The 15,668-nt window shown below is 39.7% G+C and carries 17 protein-coding genes and 1 other annotated feature; all 17 genes read left to right on the top strand.

The window, feature by feature from the left end; genetic code table 11:
- Positions 1 to 18: 18 nt before the first annotated feature.
- Positions 19 to 97 (top strand) — a sequence feature (ribosomal protein L21 leader region).
- A gap of 12 nt (positions 98 to 109) precedes the next feature.
- A complete protein-coding gene (rplU, locus tag HCJ30_RS06560; RefSeq protein ID WP_003726868.1) occupies positions 110 to 418 on the top strand; it encodes a 50S ribosomal protein L21 in 309 nt (102 codons plus the stop codon).
- Between the two features lie 18 nt (positions 419 to 436).
- A complete protein-coding gene (locus tag HCJ30_RS06555) occupies positions 437 to 754 on the top strand; it encodes a ribosomal-processing cysteine protease Prp (RefSeq protein WP_185391449.1) in 318 nt (105 codons plus the stop codon).
- 13 nt (positions 755 to 767) lie between these two features.
- Positions 768 to 1,058, top strand: coding sequence for a 50S ribosomal protein L27 (gene rpmA / locus HCJ30_RS06550; RefSeq protein WP_003726866.1), 291 nt, complete (start codon positions 768 to 770; stop codon positions 1,056 to 1,058).
- Between the two features lie 365 nt (positions 1,059 to 1,423).
- Positions 1,424 to 2,242 carry an MIP/aquaporin family protein gene (locus HCJ30_RS06545; protein ID WP_008947909.1) on the top strand — a complete coding sequence of 273 codons (819 nt, stop codon included), beginning with the start codon at positions 1,424 to 1,426 and terminating at the stop codon, positions 2,240 to 2,242.
- A gap of 73 nt (positions 2,243 to 2,315) precedes the next feature.
- Positions 2,316 to 3,809 (top strand): glycerol kinase GlpK, encoded by a 1,494-nt coding sequence (glpK, locus tag HCJ30_RS06540; protein ID WP_008947908.1) that lies wholly within the window; start codon positions 2,316 to 2,318, stop codon positions 3,807 to 3,809.
- A 159-nt stretch (positions 3,810 to 3,968) separates the two neighbouring features.
- Positions 3,969 to 5,258, top strand: coding sequence for a GTPase ObgE (gene obgE, locus HCJ30_RS06535; RefSeq protein WP_185391448.1), 1,290 nt, complete (start codon positions 3,969 to 3,971; stop codon positions 5,256 to 5,258).
- A 67-nt stretch (positions 5,259 to 5,325) separates the two neighbouring features.
- A complete protein-coding gene (gene pheA / locus HCJ30_RS06530) occupies positions 5,326 to 6,174 on the top strand; it encodes a prephenate dehydratase (protein WP_185391447.1) in 849 nt (282 codons plus the stop codon).
- Between the two features lie 111 nt (positions 6,175 to 6,285).
- Positions 6,286 to 7,011 carry a YebC/PmpR family DNA-binding transcriptional regulator gene (locus HCJ30_RS06525; protein ID WP_185391446.1) on the top strand — a complete coding sequence of 242 codons (726 nt, stop codon included), beginning with the start codon at positions 6,286 to 6,288 and terminating at the stop codon, positions 7,009 to 7,011.
- A gap of 69 nt (positions 7,012 to 7,080) precedes the next feature.
- Positions 7,081 to 8,016, top strand: coding sequence for an L-lactate dehydrogenase (locus tag HCJ30_RS06520; RefSeq protein WP_185391445.1), 936 nt, complete (start codon positions 7,081 to 7,083; stop codon positions 8,014 to 8,016).
- 123 nt (positions 8,017 to 8,139) lie between these two features.
- On the top strand, positions 8,140 to 8,745 hold the full coding sequence (gene ruvA, locus HCJ30_RS06515) for a Holliday junction branch migration protein RuvA (RefSeq protein WP_185391444.1): 606 nt from the start codon (positions 8,140 to 8,142) through the stop codon (positions 8,743 to 8,745).
- A gap of 15 nt (positions 8,746 to 8,760) precedes the next feature.
- Positions 8,761 to 9,768 (top strand): Holliday junction branch migration DNA helicase RuvB, encoded by a 1,008-nt coding sequence (gene ruvB, locus HCJ30_RS06510; protein WP_185391443.1) that lies wholly within the window; start codon positions 8,761 to 8,763, stop codon positions 9,766 to 9,768.
- A gap of 3 nt (positions 9,769 to 9,771) precedes the next feature.
- Positions 9,772 to 10,800, top strand: coding sequence for a tRNA preQ1(34) S-adenosylmethionine ribosyltransferase-isomerase QueA (gene queA, locus HCJ30_RS06505; protein WP_185391442.1), 1,029 nt, complete (start codon positions 9,772 to 9,774; stop codon positions 10,798 to 10,800).
- A gap of 86 nt (positions 10,801 to 10,886) precedes the next feature.
- Positions 10,887 to 12,026 (top strand): tRNA guanosine(34) transglycosylase Tgt, encoded by a 1,140-nt coding sequence (tgt, locus tag HCJ30_RS06500; protein ID WP_069888766.1) that lies wholly within the window; start codon positions 10,887 to 10,889, stop codon positions 12,024 to 12,026.
- Positions 12,027 to 12,059: 33 nt separating this feature from the next.
- Positions 12,060 to 12,365: a preprotein translocase subunit YajC gene (gene yajC, locus HCJ30_RS06495; RefSeq protein ID WP_185391441.1), complete on the top strand. Its 306-nt coding sequence runs from the start codon at positions 12,060 to 12,062 to the stop codon at positions 12,363 to 12,365.
- Between the two features lie 146 nt (positions 12,366 to 12,511).
- On the top strand, positions 12,512 to 12,802 hold the full coding sequence (locus tag HCJ30_RS06490) for a post-transcriptional regulator (RefSeq protein WP_185391599.1): 291 nt from the start codon (positions 12,512 to 12,514) through the stop codon (positions 12,800 to 12,802).
- A 101-nt stretch (positions 12,803 to 12,903) separates the two neighbouring features.
- On the top strand, positions 12,904 to 15,168 hold the full coding sequence (gene secDF / locus HCJ30_RS06485) for a protein translocase subunit SecDF (protein WP_185391440.1): 2,265 nt from the start codon (positions 12,904 to 12,906) through the stop codon (positions 15,166 to 15,168).
- A 95-nt stretch (positions 15,169 to 15,263) separates the two neighbouring features.
- Positions 15,264 to 15,608 carry a LapA family protein gene (locus HCJ30_RS06480; RefSeq protein ID WP_185391439.1) on the top strand — a complete coding sequence of 115 codons (345 nt, stop codon included), beginning with the start codon at positions 15,264 to 15,266 and terminating at the stop codon, positions 15,606 to 15,608.
- Positions 15,609 to 15,668: the final 60 nt, after the last annotated feature.

The following is a 15,668-nucleotide window of genomic DNA, read 5'->3' as shown; positions in this document are numbered from 1 at the left end:
CTGTTATGTTTGTAGCGCACCAAGCTACAACCGCACAGAGCTGGGTCAAGTGTTTACCTCGTGTAAATCCCCTGTGATGGCGAGTCTTAGTATATGAGGAGGTGCAAGTATGTACGCAATTATTGAAACAGGTGGGAAACAAATCAAAGTAGAAGCTGGCCAAGAGATCTATGTTGAGAAATTAGCAGGTGAAGTTGGTGATGTTGTTACTTTTGACAAAGTTCTATTCGTAGGTGGAGATTCCGCTAAAGTTGGCGTTCCATTCGTGGAAGGCGCAACTGTAACAGCTAAAGTTGAAAAACAAGGCCGTGCGAAGAAATTGACAGTTTATAAATATAAACCGAAAAAGAACTACCACAAAAAACAAGGTCATCGTCAACCTTACACAAAATTAACTATTGATGCAATCAATGCTTAATTTGAAAGGACGAAAACAATGATTCAAGTCGATGTTATGCGAGAAAACAACCAAATAATTTCTTTTACAATGAGTGGACACGCCGATTTTGCCGAACATGGCAGTGATTTGGTATGTGCTGGGGCTTCGTCTATTGCTTTTGGAATGGTGAATGCTATTTCGGAAGTTCGTGACTTTGCGCCTGTAATAGAAGAGTCGGAGGGTTACCTTTACTATTCTGTGCCTGCTGATTATGTAGGGGATGACGTGGTACAAATCTTGCTTACAGGGATGGAAAATCAACTAAGGTCATTAGCGTACAGCTATCCTGATCATATAAAAATTAACTCCAAATAGGAGGTGGAATTTCATGTTAAAATTTGATATTCAACATTTTGCGCACAAAAAGGGTGGCGGTTCGACTTCTAACGGACGTGACTCTGAATCAAAACGTTTAGGTGCAAAACGTGCGGACGGACAATTTGTTACTGGTGGATCTATCCTTTACCGTCAACGTGGTACTAAAATCTATCCAGGAACTAACGTAGGACGTGGAGGCGATGATACTTTATTCGCTAAAACTGACGGCGTTGTACGTTTCGAACGTATGGGACGCGACAAGAAAAAAGTTAGCGTTTATCCTGAAGTACAAGAAGCTTAAATGCAAATTTAAAAACCGTCACTTGTGGCGGTTTTTTCTGTTTCTACCTTTGTGAATTAATTTCTTGCAAATTGGGTTATAACTCTCCGGGAATGGGGTAAAAGTAAAGAGGCAGATGAAAATACTTTGTGAAAAATAGGACAAGTCGTTTGATTGACAGCGTTTTCTTGATATGATTAAATAGACTCAAGTTAATTAATATGTCAGGAGAAGAGATGACAATCGAAACGATGCCAGGGTACTAGTATGCCTACGTTTTGATTGTCATTCTTTTTTTGAAATTAATTGATAATCGGAATGTAAGGGGACTAGTCAGGGCAAAAATTCCGGTGCTACAAATAAGCAAAAAGAAGGAGTTGGAAAAGATGATTGACACAAGTTTAGCAACACAATTTCTAGGTGAAGTTGTTGGTACTGCCATTCTAATTATTTTAGGTGCTGGTGTCGTAGCTGGTGTTTCGCTGAAGAAATCGAAAGCGGAGAATGGCGGCTGGGTCGTTATTACTTTGGCTTGGGGGCTAGGCGTTACAATGGGTGTATATGTTTCAGGCTACATGAGTATGGCCCATCTTAACCCGGCTGTAACAATCGCTATGGCGCTTGCAGGTGCTTTCCCTTGGGACTACGTATTGCCATATATTATCGCTCAGTTTATCGGAGCATTTATTGGGGCAACGCTGATTTGGTTACATTACTACCCACATTGGAAGAAAACGGAAGATAAACCAACTAAACTAGGTGTGTTTGCAACGGCACCAGCTATTCGCCATTTCACATCTAACTTTTTTGGTGAAGCATTAGGTACTTTTATGTTAGTGTTTGGATTATTGTCATTAGGTGCAAATTCCTTTTCAGACGGATTAAATCCACTCGTTGTTGGTGCATTAATAGTCGCTATCGGGATGTCTCTTGGTGGAACTACTGGTTATGCAATCAACCCAGCTCGTGACCTTGGCCCAAGAATTGCGCATTTTGTTTGGCCGATTTCTGGTAAAGGTGGATCTGACTGGGGTTACTCATGGGTTCCTGTTATCGGACCGATTATGGGCGGTGCATTAGGTGCTTTAGGGTATAATGCCATTATTAAAGGCGAACTAGGAATGTGGTTCTGGGTGTTCGCAGTATTGTTTGTTTTAATTCTTATTTTAACCATGCAACTCGACAAGAAAAAAGATTTAGCATAGGGCTAATTTTAACTAGCTCCAAACGAGAGTCTCCGGGCTTTCGTAGTACTTAAAACTTGAGGAGGAATTTTACATGGAAAAGAAATATATTTTAGCGCTGGATCAAGGAACAACTAGTTCAAGAGCGATGATTATTGATGAAGAAGGCGAAGTAATTGGCGTTGCACAAGAAGAATTTGATCAAATATTTCCTAAGCCAGGCTGGGTGGAACATAATGCCAATGAAATTTGGGCGTCCATTTTAGCGGTCATTGCGGGTGTATTACTGAAAACAAATATTTCTTCTAAAGAAATTGCTGGGATTGGTATTACTAACCAACGTGAAACAACGGTTGTTTGGGACAAAGAAAGCGGCAATCCGATTTATAATGCGATTGTTTGGCAATCCCGTCAAACGGAAGATATTTGTAAACAACTGCGTAAAGATGGTTATGAAGACACGATTCGTTCGAAAACTGGTCTTTTGATTGATCCATATTTTGCAGGAACAAAAGCTCGCTGGATTCTCGATCATGTAGATGGTGCGCAAGAACGTGCGGAAAAAGGAGAACTTCTTTTTGGAACAATCGATACTTGGTTAGTTTGGAAATTAACTGGTGGTCGTGCGCACATTACGGATTATTCCAACGCTTCTCGTACACTCCTTTATAATATTTATGATTTAGAATGGGATGATGAGCTTCTAAAAATGCTTAATATCCCGAGAGCAATGCTACCAGAAGTTCGTCCGTCCTCTGAAGTATATGCGGACACAGTTCCTTATCACTTCTTTGGCGAAGAAGTTCCAGTTGCAGGTATTGCTGGTGACCAACAAGCGGCATTATTCGGTCAAGGTTGTTTTGAAAAAGGAATGGCGAAAAATACGTACGGAACTGGTTGTTTCTTACTAATGAACACTGGGGAAAAAGCAGTACGTTCTGAAAACGGCTTGTTAACAACACTTGCTTGGGGAATTGATGGCAAAGTGGAATACGCGCTTGAAGGTAGTATTTTCGTTGCTGGTTCTGCGATTCAGTGGTTACGTGACGGTTTACGAATGGTTCGTCAATCAAGCGACTCTGAAAACTATGCAAGTCGTATTGAATCAAGTGACGGTGTATATGTTGTACCAGCTTTCGTTGGTTTAGGCGCACCTTACTGGGATTCAGATGTACGCGGCGCTGTATTTGGCTTAACTCGTGGTACGGAAAAAGAACAATTTATCCGTGCAACTTTGGAATCTCTTGCCTATCAAACAAGAGACGTACTTTATGCAATGGAACAAGATTCCGGAATTAGCTTGAAAACGTTACGTGTTGATGGCGGAGCTTCTGCTAATAATTTCTTAATGCAATTCCAATCTGATATTCTAGGCGTTCCTGTAGAGCGTCCAGAAAACAAAGAAACAACTGTACTCGGAGCAGCATTCTTAGCAGGACTTGCAGTTGGTGTTTGGAAAGATAAAAATGAAATTAAAAAACATTGGAAACTAGATAAACGTTTTGAAGTAGAAATGAAAGAAGAGCAAAGAGAAGATTTATATGAAGGCTGGCATAAAGCTGTTAAAGCAGCACAAGCTTTTAAATAATTTTTAGAAGATGCGTCAAATGTGTAAAAGCATTTGGCGCATTTTTGTTGTGTAAAACAAATAAATATCTGGAAATAAAAATAAATATAGTGACAGATGTATAGTTTGTTCGTTATAATGAAAGATAAGACTTTTAAGGAACGGGAGAATATAAAAATTATGTTTGTAGATCAGGTTAAGATATATGTAAAAGCTGGTAATGGTGGGGACGGTATGGTAGCATTCCGTCGCGAAAAATTTGTACCAAACGGTGGTCCTGCTGGCGGTGACGGCGGTAAAGGAGCAGACGTTGTATTTGTAGTAGATGAAGGTCTGCGTACGCTAGTAGATTTCCGCTTTAAACGAATATTTAAAGCAGAGCACGGCGAACACGGCATGAGTAAAAGTATGCATGGACGCGGTGCAAGTGATTTAGTAGTCAAAGTGCCACAAGGAACAATTGTAAAAGATATTGATACTGGCGAGATTATTGCTGATTTAGTAGCACATGGTCAACGCGCAGTTATTGCAAAAGCGGGACGTGGCGGACGTGGTAATAAACGTTTTGCGACACCAGCAAATCCAGCTCCGGAACTTTCTGAAAACGGAGAACCTGGACAAGAGCGTAATGTGCAATTAGAACTTAAAGTGTTAGCGGATGTTGGCTTAGTTGGTTTCCCAAGTGTTGGTAAATCGACGTTATTATCTGTTGTATCGGCAGCTAGACCAAAAATCGCTGCTTATCACTTTACAACGATTGTTCCTAACCTAGGAATGGTTGATGCAGGTGATGGTCGTAGTTTTGTTATGGCCGATTTACCGGGTCTAATTGAAGGTGCTAGCCAAGGTGTTGGTTTAGGACATCAATTCTTACGCCACATTGAAAGAACTCGTGTCATTGTGCATGTGATTGATATGTCTGGTTCAGAAGGACGCGTTCCGTTTGATGATTACGTGGCTATTAACAATGAGCTAGAGCAATACAACTTGCGCTTAATGGAACGTCCACAAATCATCGTAGCAAACAAAATGGACATGCCAGATGCAGAAGAGAACCTAAAAGAATTTAAAACAAAAATTGCTGAAGATATTCCAGTGTTCCCAATTTCCGCAGTAACGAAAACGGGACTTCGCGAATTACTTCTTGCAATTGCAGATAAATTAGAAACAACACCAGAATTTCCACTTAATGAAATTTTGGAACAAGAAGACGAAGATACAGTTCTTTACAAATATGTTGCTGAGGAACCTGACTTCGAAATTTCCAGAGAACCTGATGGCACGTTTGTATTAAGTGGTGCGAAAATCGAACGCTTATTTACAATGACGAACTTCGAACGCGATGCTTCAATTAGCCGTTTTGCGCGTCAACTGCGTGCAATGGGTGTCGATGAGGCGCTCAGAAAACGCGGTGCCACAGATGGCGATATCGTTCGCTTGCTTGATTATGAATTTGAATTTATGGATTAAACAAAGTGCTGCGCCAATCATTTGGCGCACGCTTTTTTCCTAGTTACAACAAAAAGGAGAGTTGAAAATGAAAATTGCTTATTTAGGCCCAGCAGCATCTTTTACACATGCAGCAGCAGCGAAGGCTTTTCCGAAAGAAGAGATGATTGCTAAAAGTACGATTCCGGATTGTATTATGGCAATTGAAAAGGAAGACGTAGATGTGGCTGTTGTTCCCATCGAAAATACAATCGAAGGAAGCGTTAATATCACGCTGGACTACTTATTTCATTTTTCAAGTGTTCCTGTAGTGGCGGAGATAGTTCTACCGATTGCGCAACATTTAATGGTTCATCCAGCACACGTTTCGGCGTGGAAATCGGTTCAAAAAGTAATGTCGCATCCACAGGCGCTTGCCCAGTGCCATACCTTTCTTCAAGCAGAGTTGTACGGGGTAGAGCGGGAAGTAACGCCTTCTACGGCCTACGCAGCAAAATGGGTGAGCAATAATCCAACTGAACTTGTGGCAGCCATTGCACCACGTATGGCGGCAAGCGAATATGGACTTGAAATTGTCAAAGAAAATGCGCAAGATTTGGAACTAAATCAAACGAGATTTTTTGTACTAAGTCGTAAACCAGTTTCGATTTTATTACCAAAAGAAGAAGAGAAAACATCTATTTCGGTTATTTTGCCTAATAATATGCCAGGAGCGTTACATAAAGTCTTGTCTACATTTGCTTGGCGCGATATTGATTTAAGTAAAATCGAATCAAGACCACTGAAAACCTCATTAGGCGAGTACTTTTTCTTGATTGATGTACTTTCAGAAGGGAAAGAGTTGCTTGTGACCAATGCACTCGACGAAATTACCCTTTTAGGTGGGACGGCAAATAAACTTGGAACCTATCACGTTCACCGCTTACAAACGACCTAAATAACGAGTTATCGCAATTTTTTGCGGTAACTTTTTTATTGCGAATCCTACTTTTTTACGTTAAAATTTGTAGGAGAAATGCTTTACTAAAAATTAAAAGGAGTGAAACAAATGGCAGGACATTCAAAATGGAATAATATTCAAGGACGTAAAAATGCACAAGATTCCAAGCGCTCGAAAGTATTTCAAAAGTTAGCGAGAGAAATTTTTGTTGCAGCAAAAAAAGGTCCTGATCCGAATTTAAATCCAGCACTCCGATTAGTTATGGATAAAGCAAAAGCAGTTAACATGCCGAATGACAATATTAAACGCGCTATTGATAAAGCTTCCGGCAATACGAGTGCAGAAAATTACGATGAGGTGACTTACGAAGGATACGCACCGGGCGGGATTGCTGTTCTTGTCCATGCACTTACGGATAATAAAAACCGCACGAGTACCAATGTGCGGGTAGCTTTTAATAAAAACGGTGGAAGCCTTGGTGAAACCGGAAGTGTGAGCTATATGTTCGATCGCAAAGGTTATTTGGTTATTTTACGCGAAGGTTTAGACGTGGACGAAGAGGAATTTATGCTCGAGGCCATTGAAGCAGGCGCGGACGATGTGGAGGTAAGTGAAGATGTATTTGAAATTTTCACTGATCCAGCCGCTTTTCCGAAAGTGAAGGAAGCTTTACAACAAGCCGGTTACACTTTTGCCACAGCTGAATTATCGATGTTTCCAACGGTTTATAATGCAATTGCAGAAAATAACCAAACACAATTTGATAAAATGTTAGAAGCGCTAGAAGATGATGATGACGTGCAAGAAGTTTATACGAACGCAGAGATAAATTAAGTCAACACACCCCTTTTTCGGACCATTTGAATAGGGGTGTTTTATATGAATCACTAGGAGGAAGAAAAAATGAAACCACGTAAAGTAATGATAATTGGCGCTGGGAATGTAGGGACAGCCGCAGCTCACGCATTTGTAAATCAAAAATTTGTCGAAGAGTTAATTCTCGTAGACTTAAATAAAGAACGCGTAGAAGGAAATCGCAAAGACTTGGCTGACGCAGCAGCATTTATGCCCGGAAAAATGGATATTACGGTGCGCGACGCAAGTGACTGTGCAGATGTAGATATTGCTGTAATCACTGTAACCGCGGGCCCTTTAAAAGAAGGACAAACGCGTTTAGACGAATTAAGAAGTACTTCAAGAATCGTTGCGAGCATTGTTCCAGAGATGATGAAGGGCGGGTTTAACGGTATTTTCCTCATTGCGACCAATCCATGTGACATCATCACGTATCAAGTGTGGAAGTTGTCTGGTTTGCCTAGAGAACGCGTGCTTGGAACGGGTGTCTGGTTAGATACTACAAGATTACGCCGTTTGCTTGCTGAAAAACTAGATATTGCTGCACAAAGTATCGATGCCTTTATTCTTGGTGAGCACGGTGATTCCCAGTTTCCTGTATGGTCGCATTCGTCCATTTATGGTAAACCTGTGAATGAATATAGCATGGAAAAACTAGGTGAAGCGCTTGATTTAAAACAAATTGGCGAAACGGCTCGTGATACTGGTTTTGAAATTTACCATCAAAAAGGCTGCACAGAGTATGGGATTGGCGGTACGATTGTTGAAATTTGTCGTCATATTTTCAGCGGTAGTCAGCGTGCTTTGACCGTGTCTTGCGTGTTAGACGGAGAATACGGCGAAACTGGTTTAGCAATCGGTGTACCAGCAGTTTTAAGCCAAAATGGTGTGAAAGAAATTATCTCTTTAAAATTGGATGAACAAGAGCAACAAGCCTTTGCCAATTCGGTTTCTGTAATTAAAGAAAGCATCCAATCAATCTAAGACGTCAATAATTTTATTATGTAAACTAGATAAGGATTCCTTTTATGAACAAAAACTAGTACAGACGTTCCATTTTATGCTATCATATAATGTATGACGTGAAATGAAGAGAGGACGAATAAATTGTACGATTACATAAAAGGAACCGTAACGACGATTACACCAGAATATATTGTTGTAGAAGCAGGCCAAATCGGCTATCAAATAATTACAGGAAACCCGTTTTCCTTTCAACGACTAGAAGGTACAGAAGCGCAAGTCTTTTTGTATCAGCATGTGCGGGAAGATAATATTTCTTTGTTCGGTTTTCAAACAACAGAAGAACGTTATTTATTCAAAAAATTATTAAGCGTATCCGGAATCGGACCAAAAAGCGCGCTAGCAATTATTGCTTCAGGCGATGTGGTTCCGCTTATTACTGCGATTGAATCCGAAGACGATGTTTATTTAACCAAATTTCCAAGTGTCGGTAAAAAAACTGCGCGACAAATCATTCTCGATTTAAAAGGTAAACTTGCGGATGTTGTTGCAAGTGAAATTGTTTTTGTTGCACCAGAAAACGACATCGTAGCTGGACTTTCACCGCAATTAGAAGAGGCTGTTTTAGCCTTAGAAGCACTTGGATACAGCACGCGCGAACTGAAAAAAGTAATTCCGAAATTGGCTAAAGAAGCTGATTTGACGAGTGACGCATATATCAAGCTAGCACTACAATTAATGACAAAATAGAGAGGAGCTTGTGGCATGGATGAACGAATTATTTCAAGTGAAACGGTAGACGCAGAAGAAGTATCTTTTGAAACTAGTTTGCGGCCACAGAACCTTTCACAATATATTGGGCAAGACAAAGTAAAGAATAATTTAACCGTCTTTATTGAAGCTGCCACACTCCGAAATGAAGCGCTTGATCATGTGCTTTTATACGGACCACCAGGACTTGGTAAAACAACCCTTGCGATGGTTATTGCTGCCGAAATGGGCAGTCAAATTAAAACGACGAGTGGACCGGCAATTGAACGGCCTGGCGACTTGGCGACCATTTTGACAAGTCTTGAGCCAGGGGACGTTTTATTTATTGACGAAATTCATCGATTATCTCGAGCGATTGAAGAAATTTTATATCCGGCAATGGAAGATTATTGTTTGGATATTGTGATTGGGACAGGACCGACTGCGCGTTCTGTTCGGCTAGATTTGCCACCGTTTACACTAATTGGAGCTACCACTCGGGCTGGGCTTTTATCGGCGCCACTGAGAGATCGTTTTGGTGTGATCGATCATCTGGAGTTTTATACAGAAGAGCAGTTAACGGAAATTGTACTGCGAACTTCGAGCATTTTAGATACAAAAATTGATGAACTTGGTGCACGTGAAATTGCTAGACGTTCAAGAGGGACCCCGCGGATTGCCAATCGTTTATTAAAACGAGTACGTGATTTTGCGCAAGTTCGTGGAAATGGAACCGTAACGGAAAAGCTTGCCAAAGAAGCCCTTACCTTATTGCAAGTGGATCCAAGAGGGCTAGATACGATTGACCAAAAACTATTGCATACCATTATCCAATCATTTAGAGGTGGACCAGTCGGGTTAGATACGATTGCTGCCAGTATCGGTGAAGAAAGAGAAACCATTGAAGACATGCAAGAGCCCTATTTACTACAAATCGGTTTTCTACAAAGAACGCCACGCGGAAGAATCGCGACAGAAACGGCGTACAACCATTTAGGAATAAGTTATGAAAAAGAGGTATAAAGCATGAAAGTAGAAGATTTCGATTTTGATTTACCAGAAGAATTAATTGCGCAAACACCATTACTAGACCGGACTTCAAGCCGACTAATGGTGCTTGATAAAAAATCAGGTGAAATAAAAGATCAACATTTCACGGATATTATTAGCTACTTAAATGAAGGGGACGCGCTAGTTTTAAACGATACACGCGTTCTCCCAGCTAGACTTCATGGTATTAAAGATGAAACTGGCGCACACATTGAAGTATTGCTTTTAAAACAAAAAGAAGGTAACGCATGGGAAACTCTAGTGAAACCTGCTAAAAGAATCCGCAAAGGTGCAACAATTACATTTGGTGATGGCGCTTTAAAAGCGACTTGCTTGGAAGAATTAGAGCATGGTGGCCGGATTCTTGAATTTTCTTATGAAGGCATTTTTTATGAAGTATTGGAGCAACTTGGTGAAATGCCGCTACCTCCATACATTAAAGAACAATTGGCTGACCAAGATCGTTACCAAACCGTTTATGCGAAAGAAAATGGTTCAGCTGCTGCGCCGACTGCGGGTCTTCATTTTACCGAGGATTTACTGGCAAAAATTAGCGCTAAAGGTGTAGAAATTATTTTTGTTACACTTCACGTTGGGCTTGGAACGTTCCGCCCAGTAGATGTAGAAGATACTGCCAACCACAAAATGCATTCGGAATTTTATCGTTTAACAGAGGAATCTGCGGCGCGAATTAACCAAATCAAAGCACAAGGCGGGAAAGTAGTAGCAGTCGGAACAACATCTATTCGGACATTAGAAACGATTGCGAGTCGTCACGATGGTAAATTAGTTGCTGAATCTGGCTGGACAGAGATTTTTATTTCTCCGGGGTATACTTTCCAAGCTGTCGACGCGTTGATCACGAATTTCCATTTACCGAAATCGACTTTAATTATGCTCGTGTCGGCTTTATCTGATCGGACGAAGATTTTATCGGCTTATAATCATGCTGTAGAAGAACAATATCGCTTCTTTAGTTTTGGCGACGCAATGTTTATTCATTAAATTGCGAAAAAATTAACAGAAAAGCTTGTTTTCAGCAGTGATTTTCGTTATGCTAGTGAATAGAGTAAATTAGAAAGAGGTAAGACATGTCTGCCATTCGTTATGAACTAATAAAAACAGATAAACAAACTGGTGCTCGCCTTGGTAAAATTCATACACCACACGGCACTTTTGATACACCTATGTTTATGCCAGTTGGGACACTTGCAACGGTAAAAACAATGTCGCCCGAAGAATTAAAAGCAATGGGTGCAGGAATTATTTTAAGTAATACGTATCATTTATGGTTACGTCCCGGAGAAGAACTTATCCGAGAAGCGGGCGGACTACATAAATTTATGAACTGGGATCAACCAATCTTAACGGATTCAGGTGGTTTTCAGGTGTTTAGTTTGAGTAAAATGCGTGATATCAAAGAAGAAGGCGTTCATTTCCGTAATCATTTAAACGGGGACAAACTTTTCTTATCACCAGAAAAAGCGATTCAAATTCAAAATGCGCTTGGTTCGGATATTATGATGAGTTTTGATGAATGTCCACCATACCCAGCGTCTCATGAATATATGAAAAAATCAGTGGAAAGAACATCACGCTGGGCTGAACGTGGCTTAAAAGCACACGAAAGACCAGAAGACCAAGGCTTGTTTGGTATCGTCCAAGGAGGAGCTTACGAAGATTTACGCGCCCAAAGTGCGAAAGACCTCGTTTCGCTTGATTTTCCTGGTTATTCCATCGGCGGCTTATCTGTCGGTGAGCCAAAAGACGTGATGAATCGCGTGTTGGAACATACAACACCGCTATTACCAGCTAATAAACCACGTTACTTAATGGGCGTAGGTTCGCCTGACTCATTAATTGATGGCGTAATTCGAGGAGTGGACATGTTTGACTGTGTTCTTCCCACACGTATTGCACGAAATGGTACTTGTATGACATCAAATGGTCGCTTAGTTATTAAAAATGCTAAGTTTACCCATGATTTCCGTCCAATTGATGAAAATTGTGATTGTTATACATGTAAAAACTATTCACGTGCATACATTCGACACTTGATTCGTTGTGAGGAAACATTTGGAATTCGACTTACAACTTATCATAATCTTCATTTTCTGTTAAACTTAATGAAGCAAGTCCGTGGCGCTATTATGGAAGATCGTCTTGCTGATTTTAGGGAAGAATTTTTTGAGCAATATGGATTCAATCGTCCTGATGCAAAAAATTTCTAAATATATATAAAGTATCGAAAGGAGTTGGAAAATATGGGCAGCATTGTAACATTTATACCAATTATCTTGATGATCGTTTTGTTTTACTTCTTATTAATCAGACCACAACAAAAACGTCAAAAAGAAGTACAAAATATGCAAAGTAGTTTAGCTAAAGGTGATAAAATTATTACTATTGGTGGACTTCACGGTATTGTAGACGCAATTGAGGATGGCACAGTCATTTTGAAATGCGGAAACAGCAAATTAACTTTTGACCGTAATGCAATCAGAACTGTACTTGAAAAAGGTACTTCTAATTCAGTAATTTCTGATGACACGGAAGTAGAAGACAACTAATAATACTTGAAATAAAAATGCCATTTCCCTCTAAACGGTGAAATGGCATTTTTTAACCATAAAATTAGAGCTTATACTTTCCATTTAAGCTTTTTTTAGATAAAATGGGAATATGCTTATTGTTTAAGAAAGGGGATGACTTAATGATGGATGCATTTTCGGAATGGTATGAAGATTTAGCACCTGCGATTGCGATAAAAGTGGAAGATTTTCATATTTTAGGTTACCGGGAAATTAAAGCAAGCCACATTTGGGCATTTTTAACTGAAGAAAAGTGGAAGAATAAAACAACCCCTGCTTTGCATGAACGAATCAATGATGTTATGCAAATGAATATTGGACAATTAATGCAATTTATTATGACAACAGCTGAACAAGAATCTAATAACCATGTTTCTCAAGCGATGAATGTGCTTCAACCGAATGTGGAAGATTAACAGCCTGTTAGCAAATGCTTGAGTTTAGTACATAAAAATAGAAGTATTTGTTGTTAGACTGGGATTTGTTATGGTTTAGATGAGGGAGGAACGAAACAGAAATGGTAAAAAAGAGTAAGATAGTTATTTTCTTTCTAGTAGTTGCAATTATCTTTGGTGCTGTATTTGGCACCGCAAAAATGGTTATGCAAAACATCAACTTAGGATTGGATCTGCAAGGGGGATTCGAAGTTCTTTATGAAGTTTCGCCAGCTGACGGTAAAGGAACTGTATCCAAACAAACATTAACAGATACAGTAACGTCACTTGATAAACGGATTAATTCATTAGGTGTTGCAGAACCAAGTATCCAAATCGAAGGAGATAACCGTATTCGTGTTCAATTGGCTGGGATAACTGACCAAGCAGAAGCACGAAAAATGCTATCCACTACAGCCCAATTATCATTTAGAGATGCAAATGACAAAATGATGATGAACGGTAGTGACTTAGTTGCAGGCGGGGCAAAACAAGCTTTCGATTCTAGCAATAATCCAATCGTTACCTTAAAACTAAAAAGCGCAGATAAATTTGCTAGTGTAACAAAAACAATTTTAGCAGAAGCACCTGACAATCAATTAGTTATTTGGTTAGATTGGAAAGAAGGACAAAAATACAAAACAGAACGTGAGAAGAAAGATCCAGCTTACTTGTCAGCGCCAAACGTAAGTAGTGTGCTTGATACAGATAAAGTGGAAATCTCCGGAAGTTTTACAACAGAAGAAGCCAAAGATTTAGCTGAACTTCTGAACTCCGGTGCGCTTCCTGTGAAAATGACAGAAGTTTATTCGACATCTGTTGGTGCACAATTTGGTCAAGATGCGCTACAAGAAACTATTTTAGCGGGTATTATTGGTGTTATGGCTATCTTTATTTTCATGATGGCAGTATACCGTCTACCAGGTGTTGTTGCATCGATTACATTAGTTGCTTACACTTATTTAGTATTATTAATTCTAAGTCTGCTTCACGCAACGCTAACTTTACCAGGAATCGCCGGTTTGATTCTGGGGATAGGTATGGCTGTTGACGCGAACGTAATCACATACGAGCGGATAAAAGAAGAAATCAAAGTCGGTAGGTCGACCAAAGCTGCTTTCGAAGTCGGCGGAAAAGAAGCTTTCCGTGCGATTTTAGATGGTAACTTAACGACACTTATCGTAGCTGCGGTTCTCTTCTACTTCGGAACAAGCTCGATTAAAGGTTTTGCTACAGTACTGATCATTAGTATTTTAGTCAGCTTCTTGACAGCCGTTTGGGGATCAAGATTCTTACTTGGACTATTAGTGAAAAGTAATTGGCTTAACAATAAACCGGGATTCTTTGCAGTTAAACGTAAAGATATCCATAATTTACACGAAGGCATCAATAGCTTTAACTTAAAAACACACTTTGATCGTTATGACTTTGTTAAACATCATCGTTTGTTCTTATCTATTTTTACCGCGATTGTCATTGTCGGTATCGTTATTCTATCAATATTCAAATTGAACCTTGGCATCGATTTTGCCAGTGGGACGCGAGCAGAAGTAACTGCGAACCAAACACTGACAGAAACACAAATTAAGAAAGATTTAAAAGAAATTGATATGCCGTCTGATGATATTGTTTTCCAAGGATCCGGTTCTAAAACAGCCGTTATTTCTTACAAAGGAACTTTATCTCAAAATGATGTAGCTAAATTCAAAGATTACTTTGAAGACAAATATAAGCACGAACCAAGCATTAGTACTGTTTCTCCAACTGTCGGGAAAGAACTTGCCAAAAATGGCTTCTGGGCACTTGGCGTGGCTTCTGTGTTGATTGTACTTTATATTGCGGTACGATTTGAGTTTTATATGGGTATTGCGGCGATTCTGTCCTTGCTATTCGACGCATTTATCATCTTCATCTTCTTTAGTGTTACAAGACTGGAGGTTGACTTAACGTTCATTGCCGCAGTTCTAACGGTTATCGGTTATTCGATAAATGATACGATAGTCACCGCCGACCGGATACGAGATATTAGTATGAAGATGCAGCGTTTTAAAACGAAAGAAGAGATTGCCGATGCAGTTAACAAAGCATTGCGTCAAACATTCACTCGTTCTATCAATACCATTTTAACGGTTATTTTCACCGTACTTGCACTTGTACTATTCGGTAGTGAGTCAATTCTGAACTTCTCCATCGCTTTACTTGTTGGACTTGTTTCCAGTGTGTTCTCGTCTATCTTTATGGCGATGCAACTATGGTACGTATTTAAAGCAAGACAACTACGTAAAAAAGGACCTATTAGTACGGTTAAAAAGAAAAAACCACGCAATAACGGACAACCTGTCGTTTAAAAACAATGGCCGAATTTCATAAAAAGAGATTCGGCCGTTTTTAATAGGCTGGAAACGGGTAAATAGTAAGATAATTGTTGCAAGGAGGAGAAAACATGAAAGAAAATAAAGTACAGTGGCAAGTGATTGCGGGAATTATTTTAGCACTTATTATTGCAATATTTGCAGTTATCAATGTAGATCCAGTAGAAGTAAACTTTTTATTTGCTCAAGCGGAATGGCCATTAATTTTAATTATTATTGGGTCGGTTCTTTGCGGTTGCTTGATTATCTTTTTCTTAAATATCGCGAAATCTCGTGGAATGAAGAAAAAAGTAAAGCAATTAACAGCCGAAAAAGCGGAAGTAGAACGTCAACTAGCAGCTGCTAAAGCGATGAAAACTCATTCATCTAAAGTGGAAAAACGAGATACTGAAAAAGTAGTAGATACAACGAAATAAAGAAACGGACGCTGACTTCTGAAGTTGGCGTTTTTTGTTTTGAAGATTCCTCTTGGTTTT

Origin of the sequence: Listeria cossartiae subsp. cossartiae, from assembly GCF_014224155.1 — a bacterium.
GTDB classification, from domain to species: Bacteria; Bacillota; Bacilli; order Lactobacillales; family Listeriaceae; genus Listeria; species Listeria cossartiae.
Note: the sequence above shows the minus strand (reverse complement) of the source record. Positions and strands in the feature narration are given on the sequence as shown.